Origin of the sequence: Fluctibacter halophilus, assembly GCF_020687825.1 — a bacterium.
Classification (GTDB): domain Bacteria; phylum Pseudomonadota; class Gammaproteobacteria; order Enterobacterales; family Alteromonadaceae; genus Fluctibacter; species Fluctibacter halophilus.
Genome location: NZ_JAJEWP010000010.1, coordinates 20,304 through 38,448 on the forward strand (window position 1 = coordinate 20,304; position 18,145 = coordinate 38,448).

The 18,145-nt window shown below is 53.6% G+C and carries 17 protein-coding genes; 12 read left to right on the forward strand and 5 right to left on the reverse strand.

Annotation, left to right across the window (positions count from 1 at the left end; translation table 11 throughout):
• Window positions 1-199: 199 nt before the first annotated feature.
• Window positions 200-1,225 carry a DUF4382 domain-containing protein gene (locus LJ739_RS18720; protein WP_229163097.1) on the forward strand — a complete coding sequence of 342 codons (1,026 nt, stop codon included), beginning with the start codon at window positions 200-202 and terminating at the stop codon, window positions 1,223-1,225.
• Window positions 1,226-1,239: 14 nt separating this feature from the next.
• Here LJ739_RS18720 and LJ739_RS18725 read toward each other — a convergent pair whose 3' ends face one another.
• Complete coding sequence (locus tag LJ739_RS18725) at window positions 1,240-2,148, reverse strand: dienelactone hydrolase family protein (RefSeq protein ID WP_229163099.1); 909 nt, start codon at window positions 2,146-2,148, stop codon at window positions 1,240-1,242.
• A 53-nt stretch (window positions 2,149-2,201) separates the two neighbouring features.
• Complete coding sequence (gene aceK / locus LJ739_RS18730; protein WP_229163101.1) at window positions 2,202-3,917, reverse strand: bifunctional isocitrate dehydrogenase kinase/phosphatase; 1,716 nt, start codon at window positions 3,915-3,917, stop codon at window positions 2,202-2,204.
• An 87-nt stretch (window positions 3,918-4,004) separates the two neighbouring features.
• Between aceK and LJ739_RS18735 the strand changes: the two genes are divergently transcribed.
• The 7 genes from LJ739_RS18735 (at window position 4,005) to ung (ending at window position 11,454) form a co-directional block, all read left to right on the forward strand.
• Entirely contained in the window at window positions 4,005-4,370 is a 366-nt protein-coding gene (locus LJ739_RS18735; RefSeq protein ID WP_229163103.1) for a response regulator, read from the forward strand.
• Window positions 4,370-5,362, forward strand: a complete 993-nt coding sequence (locus tag LJ739_RS18740) for an alpha/beta fold hydrolase (RefSeq protein WP_229163104.1) — start codon at window positions 4,370-4,372, stop codon at window positions 5,360-5,362. Before LJ739_RS18735 ends, LJ739_RS18740 begins: the two co-directional genes overlap by 1 nt.
• A 39-nt stretch (window positions 5,363-5,401) precedes the next feature.
• The gene (locus LJ739_RS18745) at window positions 5,402-5,749 is read left to right on the forward strand and encodes a hypothetical protein (protein WP_229163108.1); all 348 of its coding nucleotides are present in this window, start codon (window positions 5,402-5,404) and stop codon (window positions 5,747-5,749) included.
• A 300-nt stretch (window positions 5,750-6,049) separates the two neighbouring features.
• Window positions 6,050-8,509, forward strand: coding sequence for a bifunctional aspartate kinase/homoserine dehydrogenase I (gene thrA, locus LJ739_RS18750; RefSeq protein WP_229163109.1), 2,460 nt, complete (start codon window positions 6,050-6,052; stop codon window positions 8,507-8,509).
• 15 nt (window positions 8,510-8,524) lie between these two features.
• Window positions 8,525-9,487 carry a homoserine kinase gene (thrB, locus tag LJ739_RS18755; protein ID WP_229163110.1) on the forward strand — a complete coding sequence of 321 codons (963 nt, stop codon included), beginning with the start codon at window positions 8,525-8,527 and terminating at the stop codon, window positions 9,485-9,487.
• A gap of 18 nt (window positions 9,488-9,505) precedes the next feature.
• Window positions 9,506-10,795, forward strand: coding sequence for a threonine synthase (gene thrC / locus LJ739_RS18760; RefSeq protein ID WP_229163111.1), 1,290 nt, complete (start codon window positions 9,506-9,508; stop codon window positions 10,793-10,795).
• Entirely contained in the window at window positions 10,795-11,454 is a 660-nt protein-coding gene (gene ung / locus LJ739_RS18765; protein ID WP_229163112.1) for a uracil-DNA glycosylase, read from the forward strand. Before thrC ends, ung begins: the two co-directional genes overlap by 1 nt.
• 58 nt (window positions 11,455-11,512) lie before the next feature.
• Here ung and LJ739_RS18770 read toward each other — a convergent pair whose 3' ends face one another.
• On the reverse strand, window positions 11,513-11,689 hold the full coding sequence (locus tag LJ739_RS18770; protein ID WP_229163113.1) for a DUF3545 family protein: 177 nt from the start codon (window positions 11,687-11,689) through the stop codon (window positions 11,513-11,515).
• A gap of 261 nt (window positions 11,690-11,950) precedes the next feature.
• On the opposite strand from LJ739_RS18770, the gene LJ739_RS18775 reads away from it, so the two are divergent.
• On the forward strand, window positions 11,951-12,391 hold the full coding sequence (locus tag LJ739_RS18775; protein WP_229163114.1) for a GFA family protein: 441 nt from the start codon (window positions 11,951-11,953) through the stop codon (window positions 12,389-12,391).
• 73 nt (window positions 12,392-12,464) lie between these two features.
• On the opposite strand, the gene pgi is transcribed toward LJ739_RS18775, so the two are convergent.
• Window positions 12,465-14,108 carry a glucose-6-phosphate isomerase gene (gene pgi / locus LJ739_RS18780; protein WP_229163115.1) on the reverse strand — a complete coding sequence of 548 codons (1,644 nt, stop codon included), beginning with the start codon at window positions 14,106-14,108 and terminating at the stop codon, window positions 12,465-12,467.
• A 32-nt stretch (window positions 14,109-14,140) separates the two neighbouring features.
• The gene (gene tal, locus LJ739_RS18785; protein WP_229163117.1) at window positions 14,141-15,094 is read right to left on the reverse strand and encodes a transaldolase; all 954 of its coding nucleotides are present in this window, start codon (window positions 15,092-15,094) and stop codon (window positions 14,141-14,143) included.
• Window positions 15,095-15,282: 188 nt separating this feature from the next.
• Between tal and LJ739_RS18790 the strand changes: the two genes are divergently transcribed.
• From LJ739_RS18790 to LJ739_RS18800, 3 genes are all read left to right on the forward strand, one after another.
• Window positions 15,283-15,804, forward strand: a complete 522-nt coding sequence (locus tag LJ739_RS18790) for an O-acetyl-ADP-ribose deacetylase (RefSeq protein ID WP_229163119.1) — start codon at window positions 15,283-15,285, stop codon at window positions 15,802-15,804.
• Window positions 15,805-15,881: 77 nt separating this feature from the next.
• The gene (gene yaaA / locus LJ739_RS18795) at window positions 15,882-16,658 is read left to right on the forward strand and encodes a peroxide stress protein YaaA (protein WP_229163121.1); all 777 of its coding nucleotides are present in this window, start codon (window positions 15,882-15,884) and stop codon (window positions 16,656-16,658) included.
• 160 nt (window positions 16,659-16,818) lie between these two features.
• Window positions 16,819-18,018: a lytic murein transglycosylase gene (locus LJ739_RS18800; protein ID WP_229163122.1), complete on the forward strand. Its 1,200-nt coding sequence runs from the start codon at window positions 16,819-16,821 to the stop codon at window positions 18,016-18,018.
• Window positions 18,019-18,145: the final 127 nt, after the last annotated feature.

Sequence of the window (18,145 nt, forward strand, 5' to 3'; positions counted from 1 at the left end):
GTGGCGCTGGGGCCATTGTCAGGGTTATTGCCTGTACAAAAACCCATCAATTTTACGCATATTTCATTCCGAAGAAACGGTTGATGCGTATCCTGTGTTATACTTTAGTATGAAAACGCCAAAAAATGTCGCAGTCCAATAGCGTAGTATGACACGTGCCAAACGCCAACGGCCGCGTCAACATGTGATTGGAGTTTTTATGTTGTTATTCCCAAAACAGTCACTCGCTGTAGTGTGTGCTTCTTTGCTAACGGCTTGTGGCGGTTCCTCGTCGTCCGACACTGACCCTACACCGACGCCCACGCCACAGGCGGCAGTCATGTCGCTGGCAGTCAGTGATGCGCCGGTAGAAGATGTTCATGAAGTGGTGGTGTGCTTTACCGCGATCGAATTGAAATCCGACAGTGTTGATAATGTCGATATTATCATTGGCGAGAGTGAAACCGCCGAACCGACCAACACCCTTTGCGTTGATGACAACGACGATCTTATTCCCAACACCAAAGGCATTGATTTGTTGTCAGTCACCGGTGTGGATGCTGAACCTTTGTTTACCGACCTGGAATTACCCGCCGGCACCTACAATCAACTACGCCTGGTGATGGGCGATGGCAGTTACGCCACGTTGGATTTGGATCAGGACGGCGTTGCTGATGACAGCGATGCCGACGGTGTGGCGGATAAGGTGCCGTTACGGGTACCGTCCAACGAATTGAAACTGGATGGCTTTACCCTGGCACAAGGTCAGGTGTTCAATGCCACGGTCGAGTTTGATTTGCGCAAAGCCATGACCAACCCGGTGGGTCAGGACGGGTATATCCTCAAACCCCGGGGTGTCAGGCTGGTGGATAACGCTGAGATTGGTCATATCGAGGGCACTGTCAGCGAGGCATTGCTGCTGAACAGCGAATGCCCGGTCATGCCACAGGATCTGACCACCGCTGTCGCTTCGGTATATGCCTACGCGGGTACCGGCCATGAGCTGACAGATCTGGCCGATAACGGTGGCAGTGAAGCGGTCGAGTCGTTGACCAGCAGTGCCGTTTTGTACGACGGTGCTACCAGCTACGATTTTACCCTGAGCTACCTGCCGGCGGGAGACTATACACTGGCCCTGACCTGCGATGAAGATGCGGACCCGGAAGGGGATGATGATGTTATGTTTCTGACGGCGATAACGGCCACCGTTGAGGCGGATGGCACCACAGAAGTGGTCATCGAGTAAGGAAAAAGGCGCCGTCAGGCGCCTTTGTTTTTGGTGAGTCGGGTAACGAAGAAATTCACCGTTCGTTGCCAGGCCAGTTCGGCATCGGCTGGCGCGTAGCGGCCGGTTGAGTCATTGTGAAAGCCATGCTGAGCACCGGCATACATGTGCATCTGATAGTCGATGCCCAAGCGTTGGAGATCCTGCTCATAGTCGTTCCAGGTGGCATTGACCCGCGCGTCTTTTTCCGCCAGATGGATTTGTAAGGGGGCACGGATCCCCTTTCGTAGTTCCGGGGCAGCGGGTGTCCCGTAGAAAGGCACGCCAGCATCCAGTTCATCGCCCAGCACGGCGGCCAGATAATTGACCATGTAACCGCCGAAACAAAACCCGACTGCGCCCAAAGTGCCCTGACTGTCCGAGTGCTTTTTCAACCAGTGGGCGGCAGCGACAAAATCCTGCTCAATCTTTTCCCGGTCCAACTCCCGTTGCAGGGCGCGTCCTTTATCATCGTTGCCGGGGTAACCGCCGACAGGGTGCAGCGCATCCGGGGCAAACGCATGAAATCCAGCTTTTGCCAATCGGCGGGCGACGTCTTTAATGTAAGGGTTAAGGCCCCGGTTTTCGTGGATCACCAGCACCGCAGGAAATGGCCCATCACTGCCTGTGGGGACAACACGGTATCCTCGGCCCTCGCCATGGCCGTTGGGTGACGGGAACGTTGCATAGCTGGCGTGTATCGCAGGGTCATTGAATGACACCTGTTCGGCCTTGGCGTAATCCGGTGTCAGGGCCGACAGCAAGGCGCTGGACGTCAGCCCTGCCACCGCCAATGATGACATGCGTGACAGAAAGGTGCGCCGATCAATGCGCCCATGGGCATAATCGTCATACCAATCGAATGCCTGTTGTGGGATCTGGGAGTGTTGGTTCGTGGTCGTCATGAGCGTCTCCTGAAGCACAGTCCTGTCAAGATAGCTGGCATCTTCACATGTCGCTAGCGTGTGAACCGCTTGCTGGCATCGTAGGGGGTAAAGTGCTGGACCTCACCACGGCGGGATTTCTCCTGCGCGGCACGCCAGAAATTGGGGTTCATCAGCTCCGGATGTAACTCTTTGAGGATCGCTTTAAGGTGCCGTTTGCCGACAATAAAATGTTCAAACTGCTCAGGAAAAACATCTTCCGGTGATACCGACAGGGTATCCAGCGCGTAGGGATCATCGGATTTGGGCAGATCACGAAAGGTACGCTCGTGCATCAGGCAAATCTCGTCATAGTCATAAAAAATTACCCTGCCGTGGCGGGTAATGCCGAAGTTTTTGTGCAGCATATCGCCCGGGAAGATATTCGCAGCCGCGATCTGCTTGATACACAACCCCAGCTCATTCAGGGCATGACGGATTTTTGTTTCGTCGGTCTCGTTGTCGAGGTAAAGGTTGAGCGGTGTCATCTTACGCTCGATGTAAAGGTGTTTAATGATCACCTCATCCTCGGTCAATTCGATGCTGCTGGTGGCAACATCGAGCAATTCATCCAGCAAGGGTTGGGATACCCGGTGTCTGGGCAAACGAAAATTCACGTACTCGTGGGTATCCGCCATCCGGCCTACCCGGTCGGACATTTTGACTAACCGGTAGCACTCTTTAACGTGCTCGCGGGTGATCTTTTTGCTCTCCGGGAATTCGTCTTTGATGATTTTGAACACGATGCCGTAGGACGGCAGATGAAACACTGCCATCACCAGGCCCCGGATCCCGGGCGCCGCTTCAAACTGATCATCACTGTTGGCCAGGTGATTGAGGAAGTTTCGGTAAAAAACGGTTTTGCCGTGCTTGTAGTGGCCGAGTGAGTTGTACAGTTCAAAATGTTTTTTGTTCGGCAACAGCTCCTGCAAAAACGCCACCACTTCGGCCGGGTACTGGGTGTCGGCCATAAAATACGCCCGGGCAAACCCAAAAATAACCGACAGATCATGTCGATGGGTTAACAGCGCATCGACAATCAGACGCCTGTCGTGGGTGACTACCAAGGCTATGACAAACGGCAGCGTGCGGTCGGGCATGCAAATTCGACCGATGAGGTAGGCTGACTTGCTGCGGTAAAATACTGGCTTGAGCAATTCTACCGTGTGCACACTGGCCAGTTGCTCCCGGTTCAGTCGCTGGCGTAGCGCCCTGTCCAGGCTCTGCAGGTCGGCTTCCTGATCCACAAACGGAGTATTGAACCGGTACATCGACAGGATTGACTCCATCATGGCCCGCACCGTGCCCGACGTATCGAAGGCGTTGATGACTTTCTCCCGATCACGACCAGGCAAAAAGCAGCGACTGGGGAGCACGAACATCAGGCTGTCATCGATACGTTGATGCTTGAAAATACGCCCGATCACCGAGTTGTAAAACGTTTCTGCTAATTCGAACTGGGGGTGATCATCCAGGGTGTCCATAAACGCGCTTTTCAGGCCGTGCCAGAAGGCTTCGTCTTTTTGGTGAGGATGAATTTGCTGGTAGATTTCGGCTACCACATCCGACAGGCTCTGTTCATAGATAGCGATGCGCTCTTTGACCGCCTTGTGGGTTTCCTGCCACTGGGCTTGCTCAAAGCGTTCCTGGGCACCGCGGGTAATGCGGGTGAACCAACGATAGCTTTTTTCAAATCCCTGCAGGATCTGGTAGGCGACTTTTGCTTGTATTTGGGTGTTATTTTCTGTCAAAGTATGGCCCGTGATGCTGAACTGCGGCGATTGTGTCTGTTAAGCATCACATAAAATTCCCAAAATGATAATAAAAAGGAGGGACGGGTGAGTTTTCCAGTTTTGATCTGCGACGACTCGGCGATCGCCCGCAAAATGGTGCAACGGAGTTTGCCCGACGATTTCGCCAGTGAGATCCATCTCGCCAATAACGGACAGGAAGCGCTAATGCACCTGGAGCAAAACCCGGTGGCGTTATTGTTTCTCGATTTGACCATGCCCGTGATGGATGGCCTGCAGGTATTGCAGGAAATCAAGCAGCGCTGCATTGAGGTGTTTGTCATTGTTATCTCTGGTGATATCCAACCCGAAATGAAGCACCGTGTTTCCCAACTCGGGGCTTTGGATTTTATTGAAAAGCCGGTTGACGCACCACGCCTTCAACAAACCCTGCAACGGTTTGGGCTTTACTGATGTTGCGCTGGTTTATCACCTGTTGCGCCAGTGTGTGGCTGAGTGGTGCCTTAGCGACCGGTACGCCGACCTACGAGCATCAGCTTCCCACTGTCGACGACCACCCGATGCACCTGGTGCACTGGCCTGGTCCCAAAGACTCCACTCAACCTCCCGTACTGCTGCTATCTGGACCGGTGGATACCTGGCACAGTGACAGCGCCTGGTTTGCCAATCTGGCGCCTCGCCTGGCCCAATCCCGGCAGGTGCTCGCCGTCGACCGTGCGGGTATGATGACGCAAAATCCTGATGCTCCGGTGGGCTATGCCCATGCCGCCGTTGATGTGATCAAGCTATTGCAGGCAAGAAACATCGATGTTGTCGACATTGTGGCGTTTGCCAGCAGCAACCTGACAGTAATGGGATTATTGCAGCGACCCGAAGGCCCCGTCGATATCCGTCAGGTGATCATGATTGATCCCGATGTACTGACACCGTTTTCCATTGCCCGCTACAAAAGCGACGCCCAGCCCTTTAAAGACAATCTGGCCGAGTACCTGGCCTACATTGGTGACGGCAAATACATTCCCCGTAGCACACAGAAAAACGCCGCAGATCGAGAAGTGCTGACGACGCTGGCAGGTGATGATCCGTGGATGGATTGGACCCTGGTGGACACGGTGTTTGAGGCGCGCCTCAATCCAGTTCAGCAAGCCAATACCTTTCTTGAGATAGCGGGCTATGGCAGCGACCTGGATGCTGTTAAGGCGGTGACCTGGCCAGCAAGCATCCCGCTGACCATTGTTGATACGGATTTTGAACAACATTATATCGATAACACCGACGATGCTGAGGCCCGTGAGGGGCTGGAGCAATGGCGCGCTGATGCAAAGGCATACTATCAAGAATTAGTGGCAGCCTCTGACAAGGGACGTTATGTGCCGGTAGATAGCCACGCCCATCTCTATCAGGTTGAATATCCGCAACAGGTCGTTGATCTGCTGACAGAGTAATGCTTAGTTTAGGTCTGTGTACGCAAAGGAAACCAGACCATGCCAAACGACCCTAATTCCCGCCCCGAAGCTGCCGAGCGACGGTATACCGTTAAACAGTGTGACAAACGCTGGTTTACTCTGACGCCGGTAGCCGGAGATGACAGCGTGCGTTATTGTGATCACTGCAACAAATCCGTTCACTGGTGCAAAGATGAAGCACAGCTTGCTGACGCGGCGGCGCAGGGGTTGTGTGTTGCCGGCGAAAACAAAACCGCCTTTATTGATGTTTTGCGGGTTGAATCCGATGATACCAGTGAAGCCAGGCGGGCCATTACCAACAGTGAACCCTACCCGGGATTTGTTGGCGAAATTGGGTTTGAAACCTATAAACCCAGGAGCGACTGAATAATCCAGGGGAGGTTTTGGGATTTACCAAACAAAATTCGCTGTAACAAGAACGGTTTAAAAAAAGCGCGGATTGGCTGTTGACATATAGACGTCTATACGGCAAATTGAGGCGCATGAAAACAATAATTAGCACCACCGGCATGATGATGATTACCACCCTTAACAGGATGGTCGCTGGCTAGTGCGCAATCGAAAAAAGATTCCAAAAGCCCGCGACGAACAGCGGGCTTTTTTGTTTTTGGGCTTTAGAAATGAAGCAATGTAGGTCAAACCAGGTGAGTAAATAAGGAGTAGGGCATGAAGGTGTTGAAGTTTGGAGGGTCGTCACTGGCAGACGCGAAACGCTATCAGGGCGTGAGCGAGATTTGTCTGGACACCCACCGGGATACGGGGGCGGCAGTGGTATTGTCGGCGCCCAAGGGGGTCACCAACGCCTTGTCGTTACTGTGCGACCAAGCTGCTGCGGGTAAAGATTACACAGAACTCCTGGCCAAACTGCGCATGACCCTTGAAGGCATTGTGAATGATCTGGCAGCCAACAACGATGGCTTTGACGCCGCGCCGTTGACCGATTTGATCGACACCCTGCTGGTGGAACTGGAACAGCACCTTAACGGCATTGCCCTGCTCAAATGTGCGCCAGAGAAAATCGCCGCCAGAATTCTCAGCCTGGGAGAGTATGTCAGCGTCAATATCTTCAGCGCCTTGCTCAGTGCATTGAACCAGCCCAATACCATCATTGACCCGGTTGACTATGTCGTTGCCGAAGGTGACTACCTGGACAGCATCGCCGATGTGTCAGCCAGTAAGGCCCGTTTTGCTGATTTGGACATCGGTGACCGTTTGTTGATCATGCCGGGGTTTGTGGCAGCCAATGACGAAGGTGAGAAAGTCACCCTCGGCCGCAATGGCAGTGACTACTCCGCTGCGATCCTGGCGGCCTGTCTGGATGCCGAGTGCTGTGAGATCTGGACTGACGTTGATGGCGTGTACAACGCCGATCCGAATCAGGTCGACGGTGCGGTGTTACTCGACAAGCTGACCTATCAGGAAGCCATGGAGTTGTCTTATTTCGGCGCCAAGGTTCTGCATCCCAAAACCATCGGTCCTATCGCCCAGCACCACATTCCGTGTCTGATCCGCAACACGCTGAACCCTTCTGCGCCGGGCACTGTGATCGGTAATGAATCCAGTGATATCTGGACCAGTGTGAAAGGCATTTCACACCTTGATGACATGACCATGTTCAACGTTGCGGGTCCGGGCATGAAAGGCATGGTGGGGATGGCCAGTCGGGTGTTTGAAGTGATGTCGAATGCCAACATTTCCATCAGCCTGATCACCCAGTCATCGTCGGAATACAGCATCAGCTTCTGTATTCACAGCAAGGATACCGAGCGCGCCCTGGATCGCCTCGAAGATGCCTTTGCACTGGAGTTGGCCAACCATTTGCTGGACCCTATCGAGGTGCGCCGGGATTTGGCCATTGTCACCCTGGTGGGTGACGGCATGCGTCACTCCAAAGGCCTGGCGGCAAAATTCTTCAGTTCACTGTCTCAGGCAAGAGTGAACATCGTGGCCATCGCTCAGGGCTCATCCGAGCGCTCCATTTCCACCGTTATCGAAAGTCACAAAGCTAAAGAAGCGGTGAAGGTGGTGCACCAGAATTTTTTCTCTAACCTGCATTCGATCGATGTATTCATGATCGGGTGCGGTACCGTAGGCCATGAATTGCTGACCCAGGTTGCCCGTCAGCAGGGCTTACTGAAGCAGCGCGGCGTCAGTCTGAAAGTGTATGGCATCGCCAATAGCAAGCGTTGTCTGTTGCAAGCCGGCGGGATCGATTTGGAAAACGACTGGCGCGGTAAACTGGCCGAAGCTGAGCCGGCGTTCAGCATCGATTTGCTGCAACAATTTGTCCATGACAACAGCCTGGTGAATCCGGTGATCGTCGATTGCACTTCCAGCGAGCATGTCGCTGCCCAGTATCTGGACATGATGAACGCCGGTTTCCATGTGGTAACACCGAATAAAAAAGCCAATACCCGCGAAATCGAGTATTACCAGTCGTTGCGCAAAACCGCCCAGGACACCAATCGCCAGTTTTTGTATGAGACCACTGTGGGCGCAGGCTTACCGGTGATCGATAACCTGCAGAAGCTGATTTATGCCGGCGATGAGCTGATCCGGTTTGAGGGGATTTTGTCCGGTTCACTGTCGTTCGTGTTTGGCAAACTGGAGGAAGGCCTGACATTGTCGCAGGCGACCCAGGTGGCGAAAGAAAATGGCTTTACCGAACCGGATCCGCGCGATGATTTGAGCGGTATGGATGTGGCGCGCAAACTGCTCATCATGGCCCGGGAAGCGGACATGGATCTGGAACTTTCCGACATTGAAATCGAATCGGTTTTGCCGGATGATTTTGATGCCGAGGGCAGCGTAGAACAGTTTATGCAGCGTTTGCCTGAAGTAGATGCGGTGTATCAGAAAAAATGTCAAGATGCGGCGCAGGAAGGTAAAGTATTACGCTATGTCGGCAGCATTGCGGAGGGTCGCTGTAAAGTGGCGATCATGGCAGTGGATGCTGAGCATCCGCTATACGCCATAAAAGACGGTGAAAACGCCCTGGCGATCCACAGCCACTACTACAACCCGATCCCCTATGTGATTCGGGGTTATGGTGCCGGAGCCGCCGTGACGGCGGCGGGTGTGTTTGCCGATGTACTGCGTACGATGCCGTGGAAACAAGATGTCTGAGAAGGATGCGGTTAAATGACCATCAAGGCTTACGCGCCTGCGTCAATTGGAAATGTCAGTTTAGGGTTTGATTTATTGGGGGCTGCGCTGGCGCCCGTTGATGGGAGTTTGTTGGGCGATACGGTCAGTGCCGTTGAGGCGCCGTCGTTTTCACTCGCCGTGACGGGGCGCTTTGCGGATCGCCTGCCGGCGGATACCAACGACAACATTGTCGCCACCTGTTATCACCATTTCCGTCAGCAACTCGACGCCCGTGGGCTCAGCGTCAGCAAAGTGCCTGCACTGACCCTGGAAAAGCATTTGCCCATCGGCAGTGGTCTGGGCTCCAGTGCCAGCTCGATTGTCGCCGCGTTATACGCCATCAATCGCTTTTACGATAACCCCTTCGATGAACAGGCTTTGCTGCTGATGATGGGGGAACTGGAAGGTCAGATCAGTGGCAGCGTTCACTATGATAATGTGGCTCCTTGCTACCAGGGCGGTCTGACATTGATGGCCGAACAACCCGGCCAAATCGCGTTGACGTTACCGTCGTTTTCTCACTGGTATTGGGTGGTGTGTTATTCGGGGATCAGTGTCTCCACCGCTGCCGCACGGGATATTTTGCCCCAGCAGGTCAGTATGGCCGATACCATTGCGTTTGGTCGTCAATTAGCTGTGTTTGTCGATGCGTTGTATCGGCAAGACGAAACGCTCGCCATTGCCATGATGCACGATGTACTGGCCGAGCCTCACCGCAAAGCCTTGCTGCCAATGTTTGATGAATCACGGGCCTATGCCCTGCAGCACGGCGCCGGTGCATTTGGTATCTCCGGCTCCGGTCCCACCGTGTTTGCGGTGTGTGATAATGCCGACAATGCCGAGAATATTCGGGCCTGGTTACAGGCCAACTATGTACAGAATGACAGTGGCTTTAGCCACGTGTGTCGCATCGATGAGCGGGGCACCCGATTGCTGCCCGCTGAAGCGACCGCTTAACAACAAGGTAGAAACAACGTGGAATTGTTCAATCTGAAAGATGACAGTGACAAGGTCAATTTTGCCGAAGCCGTTCAAAAAGGGCTGGGCAAAAACCAGGGGCTGTATTTTCCCAAGCGCTTTGAGCCGCTGGATAATGTCGCTGACTTACTGGAAATGCCCTTCGTCGAGCGCAGTACGGCGATACTGCAACACCTGATCGGCGATGACATTGCCCCTGAAACATTAGCCTCCATTGTCGAGCAGGCATTTACCTTTGGTGCGCCCCTGGCCAAAGTCGACGAACGCTTGTATTGCCTTGAGTTGTTCCACGGGCCTACCCTGGCGTTCAAAGATTTTGGCGGCCGGTTCATGGCTCAGGTATTGTCCCACGTGGCCAAGGGTAAGCCGATCACGATACTCACCGCGACATCGGGTGATACCGGCGCGGCAGTGGCACACGCATTCCACGGACTGGACAATATCCAGGTCGTGATCCTGTACCCCAAAGGCAAGATCAGCCTGTTACAGGAGAAACTGTTCACAACCCTCGGTGATAACATTCACACCGTCGCCGTGGAAGATGATTTTGATGCCTGCCAGAGCCTGGTGAAAGCAGCCTTTGACGACCCGGACGTCCGTGATGGCCTGCACCTCAATTCAGCAAACTCAATCAATATCAGCCGTCTGCTGGCTCAGGTGTGTTACTACTTCGAAGCATTCGCTCAATTACCCCTGGAAGAACGTGACGCAGTTACGGTATCGGTACCCAGCGGTAACTTTGGCAACCTCACCGCCGGCATTATTGCCAAGGTGCTGGGGCTGCCCATCCATCATTTTGTCGCTGCAACCAACCTCAATGATACGGTGCCTCGCTACCTGAAAAGTGGCGAGTGGCAACCCAAGCCGACCGTGGCAACGCTGTCCAATGCCATGGACGTGAGCCAACCGAATAACTGGCCACGCATTGAAGCGATGATCACCCGAGGTGAGTTTGACGGTGCGTTGCTCAGCGGCGATACCATTGATGAAGAATACACTCAGGTGGCCATGCGCCAATTGGCTCAGTCTGGCTATGTGAGTGAGCCACACGCGGCAGTGGCGTACAAGTCATTGATGCGTCACCGCAAAGAAGGTGAAACGGGCATCTTCCTTGGCACTGCTCACCCGGCTAAATTCCGTGACAGCGTTGAGAACGTGTTGGGCCAGCCGATCAGTCTGCCGCCGGCGCTGGCAAACGTGGCCGGTAAAGAGATCCTGTCGGCGACCTTGTCGAGTGATTATGCTGATCTGAAAGCGCATTTGTTTGCCACCCTGAAAGGTCAGTAGTGGCCAGTTGGGAAGACCTGCTTGGGGCCGAGAAACAGGCCCCTTATTTTCAGTCGATTCTGGCCCACGTGGATGCCGAGCGAGCGGCAGGAAAAGTGATTTATCCGCCGCCAGAGGATGTGTTCAATGCCTTTAAGGCCACGCCATTGGACACCGTTAAGGTCGTGATCTTAGGTCAGGATCCCTATCATGGGCCCGGTCAGGCCCATGGACTGTGTTTCTCTGTCAGACCGGGTATCAAGACACCGCCCTCGCTGGTCAACATCTACAAAGAGTTGGCCACTGACATTGACGGGTTTCAGATCCCCGACCACGGCTATTTGCAGCATTGGGCGGAGCAAGGGGTGTTGTTGCTCAATACGGTGTTAACCGTTGAACAGGGAAAAGCCAATAGCCACGCAAAAATTGGCTGGGAAACCTTTACCGATCAGGTGATGACGCAATTGAATCAACACACCCAAGGGGTGGTGTTTCTGTTGTGGGGAAGCCATGCCCAACGTAAAGGGCAGGTCATTGATGCACAACGGCACCATGTTCTGACCGCGCCACATCCCTCACCGTTATCGGCACACCGGGGTTTTCTGGGCTGTCGTCACTTCTCCACCACCAATCGCTTACTGACACAACAAGGGCTTACGCCGATTGACTGGCAGGTATGAGTAAAATGGATACTGTGATAACGAAAAAGGGCCCGATGCGTGCATCGGGCCCTTTTTGTTATACGTCTAGTTTAGCCAGTTCGGCTTCAAGGGATAGGTCCATTTCTTCCAATTCCCGTTGTAGGCGGTAACGGTCCTGGATGGCCTCAATTTCTCTCCATTTGCGTTTTTTACTTTTGTTTTTAATGGGACGTGCCTCTAAGTCTAACATCTCAAGTAATTCGGACTTATTCACGGAACTCTCCTTATTTAACGCACTTGTTGGGTTTGTACCGATGTCGTTTTTTACCGACATTTTTGGTCAAACCATTTGTGTATTTATCACACGGTTTCGTAAAATAAAACACTTAGTTTTACTTTTTATTAACCTGTTTTGACACATTTATGACCGCCAGCGGTTGAAAATCGGGCGTTGTAGAAGGATTTTTGACCAAAAGGTCAAAATGACTGTTTGGATAAAAAAACAACAGTATGCGCAGTGAGTTAGGGAGTAGTTGTGGGAAAAGTCGTTAACGGACAATGTTTGTGTGGGCAGGTGAAGGTGTGTGTAAGTGGGCCAATCAGCAGTATTATCCATTGCCACTGCAGCCTGTGCCGCAAATCCAGCGGCACGGCATATGCCACCAATGGGTTTGTAGCCCGTAAAGATGTGCAGTTCCTGCACGGTGACAATGATCTGGGCTGTTACAGCCTCAGACCGGGCAAACAGCGTTATTTTTGTAAGACCTGTGCCAGCCCACTGTACAGTGAAAACAGCGCAGATCCGGCGCGGATCCGCTTGCGTCTGGGCATTCTGGATGACCCGATAGAAGCGCGTCCGATGTCACATAACTTTGTTTCCAGCCGCGCGGATTGGGATGACTTGGATGCAGACTTGCCCCGTTATGATGCCCATGAGCCAGGCCGGGAAAATGTGGCTGCGTATACCAAGCCTTAAACACGGTTCGGTTGCTTACCATTAAGCAAAAAAAACGGCACCTTCAGGTGCCGTTTTTGATCTCATTCATGTGCTACTGATTGGCGTTACGAAACGCATTGATCAGGTGATTGGTCGAAGCATCAAAATCCAGTGGCGCATCACTGTCAGTCAGTTTGGCCAATACGGCGTTGCCTAACACCTTACCCAGTTCAACACCCCACTGGTCAAAAGAATTCACGCCCCAGATAGCCCCCTGCACAAACACTTTGTGTTCATACAGTGCCACCAATGAACCCAGGGTTTTCGGATCCAGCTGGTTAAACAACAAGGTATTGCTGGGTTTATTGCCGGGCATGGTCTTGTGCATCGCCAGGCTGTGACGGGTGTCTTCGTCGAGGCCTTTACCGTCCAGATCGGCGTAGCACTCATCGTACGTTTTGCCCTGCATCAGTGCCTGGGTCTGACCAAAACAGTTGCTGGCCAGCATGGCATGGTGGGTATCATTCTGGTTTGGTACGTTCAGCGGTAGCATGAAATCGGCCGGGATCAACACCTGACCCTGGTGGATCAACTGGTGGAACGAGTGCTGACCATTGGTACCTTCGCTACCCCAGATCACAGGCCCGGTGGCATAGTCCACGGTTTCTGCGCTACCGGCGATACGCTTACCGTTACTTTCCATGTCCAGTTGCTGCACATAGGCCGGGAAACCACGCAGATAATGGTAGTACGGTAACAATACGTGACTCTGGGCATGCTGGAAATTCACATACCACACACCCAGCATCGCCATGATCACCGGCAGGTTCTGCTCCAGCGGCGCTGAACAGAAATGGTTGTCCATCTCGAAGGCACCTTCCAACAATGCGCGGTAATTGTCATAGCCGATGGTCAGGGCAATGGGCAGGCCAATGGCAGACCACAGCGAATAACGACCACCGACCCAATCCCACATCGGGAAGATATTGTCTTCGGCCATGCCAAACTCGGTGGCGGCGCTAATGTTCGACGATATGGCGATGAAATGCTTGGCAATGTCTTGCTGGCTGCCCCCGGCGCTTAAGAACCACTCCTTCGCTGTCAGCGTGTTCTGCAGCGTTTCCTGGGTACTGAACGATTTGGAAGACATCACCACCAGGGTTTGCTCGTGATCGAGTCCGGCCAGTACATCATGGATATGACAGCCGTCGACATTGGCCACATAGTGTACATTTACACCGTCCACCCAGTAAGGTTTAAGGGCTTCAGACATGATCTTCGGCCCCAGAAACGAGCCACCGATCCCCACCGCCACGATGTGGGTCAGCGGCTTTCCGGTGTAACCAAGGCGTTTGCCCTGATGAATACTGTGGGTGAAATCGCGGATCTTGTCCTGGGTTGCCAACACTTCCGGCATGACGTCCTGACCGTCCACCATCACGGGTTTGCCGCTGAAGTTTCTCAGCGCGGTGTGCAGCACCGCCCGTTGTTCGGTGTGGTTGATGATGTCGCCACTGAACATCGCATCCCGCTTGGCTTCAACACCTTGCTCCCGGGCCAGATCATACAGTGCGCTGAGTACCTCATCGGTAACGCGGTTTTTGGAATAATCCAGGTGGATCCCGCAGGCACTGGCACTGAGGCGTTCCGTGCGCTGGGGATCGGTGGCGAACCAGTCTCGCATGTGTTGTCCCTCTAGACTGTGGGCGAGGGACGTAAGTTGTTGCCAATGGGGGCTTTGGCGCAAAGCTGTCATGGTGTCTGGTTCTCCTGTTTATCTTCGGTGTCTTATAGGTGGTTGGCCAACATGGCTTCCAGTTTTTCCTGGTCGACAGCGAAGTTACGGATCCCTTCCGCCAGCTTTTCAGTTGCCATGGCATCCTGATTGTGTTCCCAACGGAATTCACTTTCAGTCATGACAGCACCGGGGCTGGAGGTTTGACCTTGGTCAGTCAGTTTGACACTGACTTCGCCTGCCGTGTTGGACAGTTCTTCCAAAAGTTGTGGACTGATGGTGAGGCGATCGCAACCGGCCAGTTCGAGAATTTCACCGGTATTTCGGAAGCTGGCACCCATGACCACAGTCTTGTATCCGTGTGCTTTGTAGTAGTTATAGATCTTGGTGACGGATACAACACCGGGATCTTCTTGGGCAGGGTAGGAATCTTTGCCAGTACTGGCTTTATACCAGTCTAGGATACGGCCAACGAACGGCGAAATCAAATACACGCCAGCCTCGGCACACGCACGCGCCTGAGCGAAGCTGAACAACAGGGTCAGGTTGCAGTTAATGCCTTCTTTTTCAAGCACTTCAGCAGCACGGATCCCTTCCCAGGTTGAGGCCAGTTTGATCAGCACCCGCTCTTTGCCAATGCCGGCCTGAGCGTAAAGATCGATCAGCTTCTTGGCTTTTTCAATGCTGCCTTCGGTGTCGAAGGATAAACGGGCATCCACTTCGGTGGAGATACGTCCGGGAATGATGTCGACGATTTCACGACCAATGTTCACCGCCAGCTTGTCGCCCGCATCGATGATTTGTTGCGCTTTATCACCGGACTGTTGTTTGGCCCAGGCAATGGCATCTTCGATCAGGGGTTTGTACTGCTCAATCTGCGCTGCTTTGAGCAGCAGCGATGGGTTGGTCGTGGCGTCCACCGGCTGGTATTTTTTAATCGCTTCGATATCACCGGTATCGGCAACCACAGTGGTAATGTCGCGTAAAGACGCAAGTTGGTTTGTCATAATCTACCTCAGTTTGGGATCGTCGCGGAGCGCTTCGGCCCCACGGTTGGGTTACGTCGTCCTGACAGTGTGCCATCCAGATTGACTGCCCACAGCGTTGCAGTGAATGACCAGGCCGGTAACCGATTGGTAATCGTGGACGCATAGGGTATAACTGTTAAAACACCGTTACCAGTCCAATCCCTTCTATGACAGCAAAAATAACGCTAATACAGGACGACATTACCACCCTGGCGGTGGATGCCATCGTGAATGCCGCCAATGAGTCCCTGCTCGGCGGTGGTGGAGTCGATGGTGCCATTCACCGGGCCGCCGGCCCCCAACTGCTGGCGTTTTGCAAAACCCTTGGAGGTTGCCCGACCGGTGAAGCGCGCATTACGCCGGGGTTTGACTTGCCGGCCAGGCACATCATTCATACCGTCGGGCCAGTATGGCGGGGCGGTCAGCAGCAGGAAGCCGCACTGCTCAGTGCCTGCTACCGCAACAGTTTAGTGTTGGCCGACCAGCTAGGTGTGCGCGACATCGCTTTTCCGGCCATCAGTTGCGGGGTGTATGGCTATCCGGTAGAAGCCGCCTGCAAGATTGCCGTGGATACCATCAGTGAGACGGTCAGTGGTTTACCGGATATGCGCAAAGTGATCCTGTGCGCCTTTGATGACGTTGTATACCAGGCATGGCTGACGGCACTCGGTGGCAGTGCGTACCATTGATTTTTCCGCCAACGGCCGGATTTTGTTATCATCCATGGCAAGCGTTACATTGAACCCGTATTACCAAGGTAGTTTTCATGCTGATTGTTGTATCCCCCGCCAAAAACCTCGATTTTGACACTGCGCCAGTAACCCAGACCCACACCCAACCGATGTTGCTGGAGGATACCGAGGCATTGATGGCGGTGTGCCGCACCCTGTCGCCAGCTGATTTGAGTTCTTTGATGAAGATCAGTGACAAACTGGCGCTGCTAAATGCAGAACGTTTTGCTGACTGGCAACGACCGTTTACGCCGGATAACGCCAAACAGGCGGTGCTTGCCTTTAACGGTGATGTCTACAGCGGGTTGGATGCAGGCAGCTTCAGTGAAGATGACTTTGCCTTTGCCCAGCAGCATCTGCGCATCCTGTCGGGCCTGTACGGCGTGTTGCGTCCACTGGACCTGATGCAGGCCTATCGGCTGGAAATGGGGACCAAGCTGGCAAACCCTCGCGGTAAAGACCTGTACGCTTTCTGGAAAGGGATCATCACCGACAATCTGAATCAGGCGCTTGAAGCGCAGGGGGACAACGTGCTGATCAACCTCGCCTCGAACGAATACTTTGGTGCGGTACAGCCTAAGGCATTGAACGGCATGGTGGTGACGCCAGTGTTTAAGGATTACAAAAACGGCCAATACAAGATCATCAGCTTCTTTGCCAAGAAGGCCCGCGGACTGATGGCGCGCTATATCATTGAGCACCGATTGACCGATGTGGCACAACTGAAAGCCTTTGACGTCGACGGTTACCAGTTTGATGAGCAACAAAGCAGCCCTGATACATTGGTGTTTACCCGTCGCCAGGCAGATTGATCCGTAAGCCTTCGTTCAGTACGCCAATCATAACGTCGAATGACGGTGGTTGGCGTTGTTTTTCCTGACAGATGGGTTAGCATGACAGGCTCCCAACGTGCCAAGAGAGACTGAATTGAACCGCACGATTTCCCTGCTCGCGGCCATCGGTACCAGCCTGATGTTCGCCGCCCCGGCAGCCGCCGATACGCCACCACCGGCAGACTTTTCCCAGTGTGTTGCCGAACTGCAATCCCGCGCCCGCCTCGAAGGGGTGTCTGAAAAAACCAACCAGGGGGTGTTAGCCAACGTCCGTCACCTGGACAAGGTGATTGGCTATGACCGCAGTCAGCCGGAATTTGTACAAACGTTTCCCGACTACCTGAATAAACGGGTCAACCAGTGGCGCATCGACAAAGGTCGTGCGATGGCGGCCAAACACAAGGACTTGCTCAAAGCGCTGACCCGTACCTACGGGATACCGGGCCATTACCTGTTGGCGTTCTGGGGGTTGGAAACCAATTTCGGCGCTTACAAAGGCAAGATGCCAATCATTGATTCGCTGGCCACTTTGGCCTGTGACCCCCGTCGCAGCGCGTTTTTTGCCGATGAGTTGATGTTGGCGCTGAAACTGATCGATCGCGAAGATCTGAGCGTTGAGCGAATGGTGGGGTCCTGGGCTGGTGCCATGGGCCATACCCAGTTCATGCCTTCTGCGTATACCGCCTATGCACGCGACGGAGACGGCGATGGCAAAATCGATTTATGGAACAGCGAAGTGGATGCACTGACCTCTGCGGCGCATTTTCTGCAGCAACTGGGCTGGAAAGCCGGTTACAAGTGGGGGCGGGAAGTGCGCTTGCCAGAGGCCTTTGACTATGGCCTGGCCGGCAAGGATAATCCCCGTTCACTGTCTGAATGGGCCGGTATCGGTGTCACCGAAGCTGATGGCAAGCCGCTGCCCGATGTTGACATTAGCGGGGCACTGCTGGTGCCTGCGGGTCATCAGGGACCGGCGTTCATTGTGTATGACAATTTCGATGTGATCCTGCGTTGGAACAATTCTGAATTCTACGCCCTGGCGGTAGGTTATCTGGCTGATCGTATTGTCGGTAAACCGGCCTGGGTCGCGCCATTGCCTGACCTGCCGGTGCTGGACATTGCTGCGGTGAAGGATTTGCAGCACGGATTGAATCAGCTGGGTATTGATGTCGGTAAAGCGGACGGTATCCTTGGTCCGGCGACCCGCAAAGGGGTGCGCCAGTTCCAGGCCCGGCACAACATGATTGCTGACGGGTTCCCGTATCCCGAGGTAATGGAGGCGGTAAAAACCGCGTCACAATCCCCCCAACCGGTGCCGTCATCGGGTACAGGAAACTAACCTTTAGGTATTAAACCCCATACCCTAGTATCGACCCGGCGATTTTTTAATCGCCGGGGATGGTCTTTAATGGTTCTCGTTGAAACGACTTCCGACTAACTTTAAACGAGATTGATACCATGTTGAA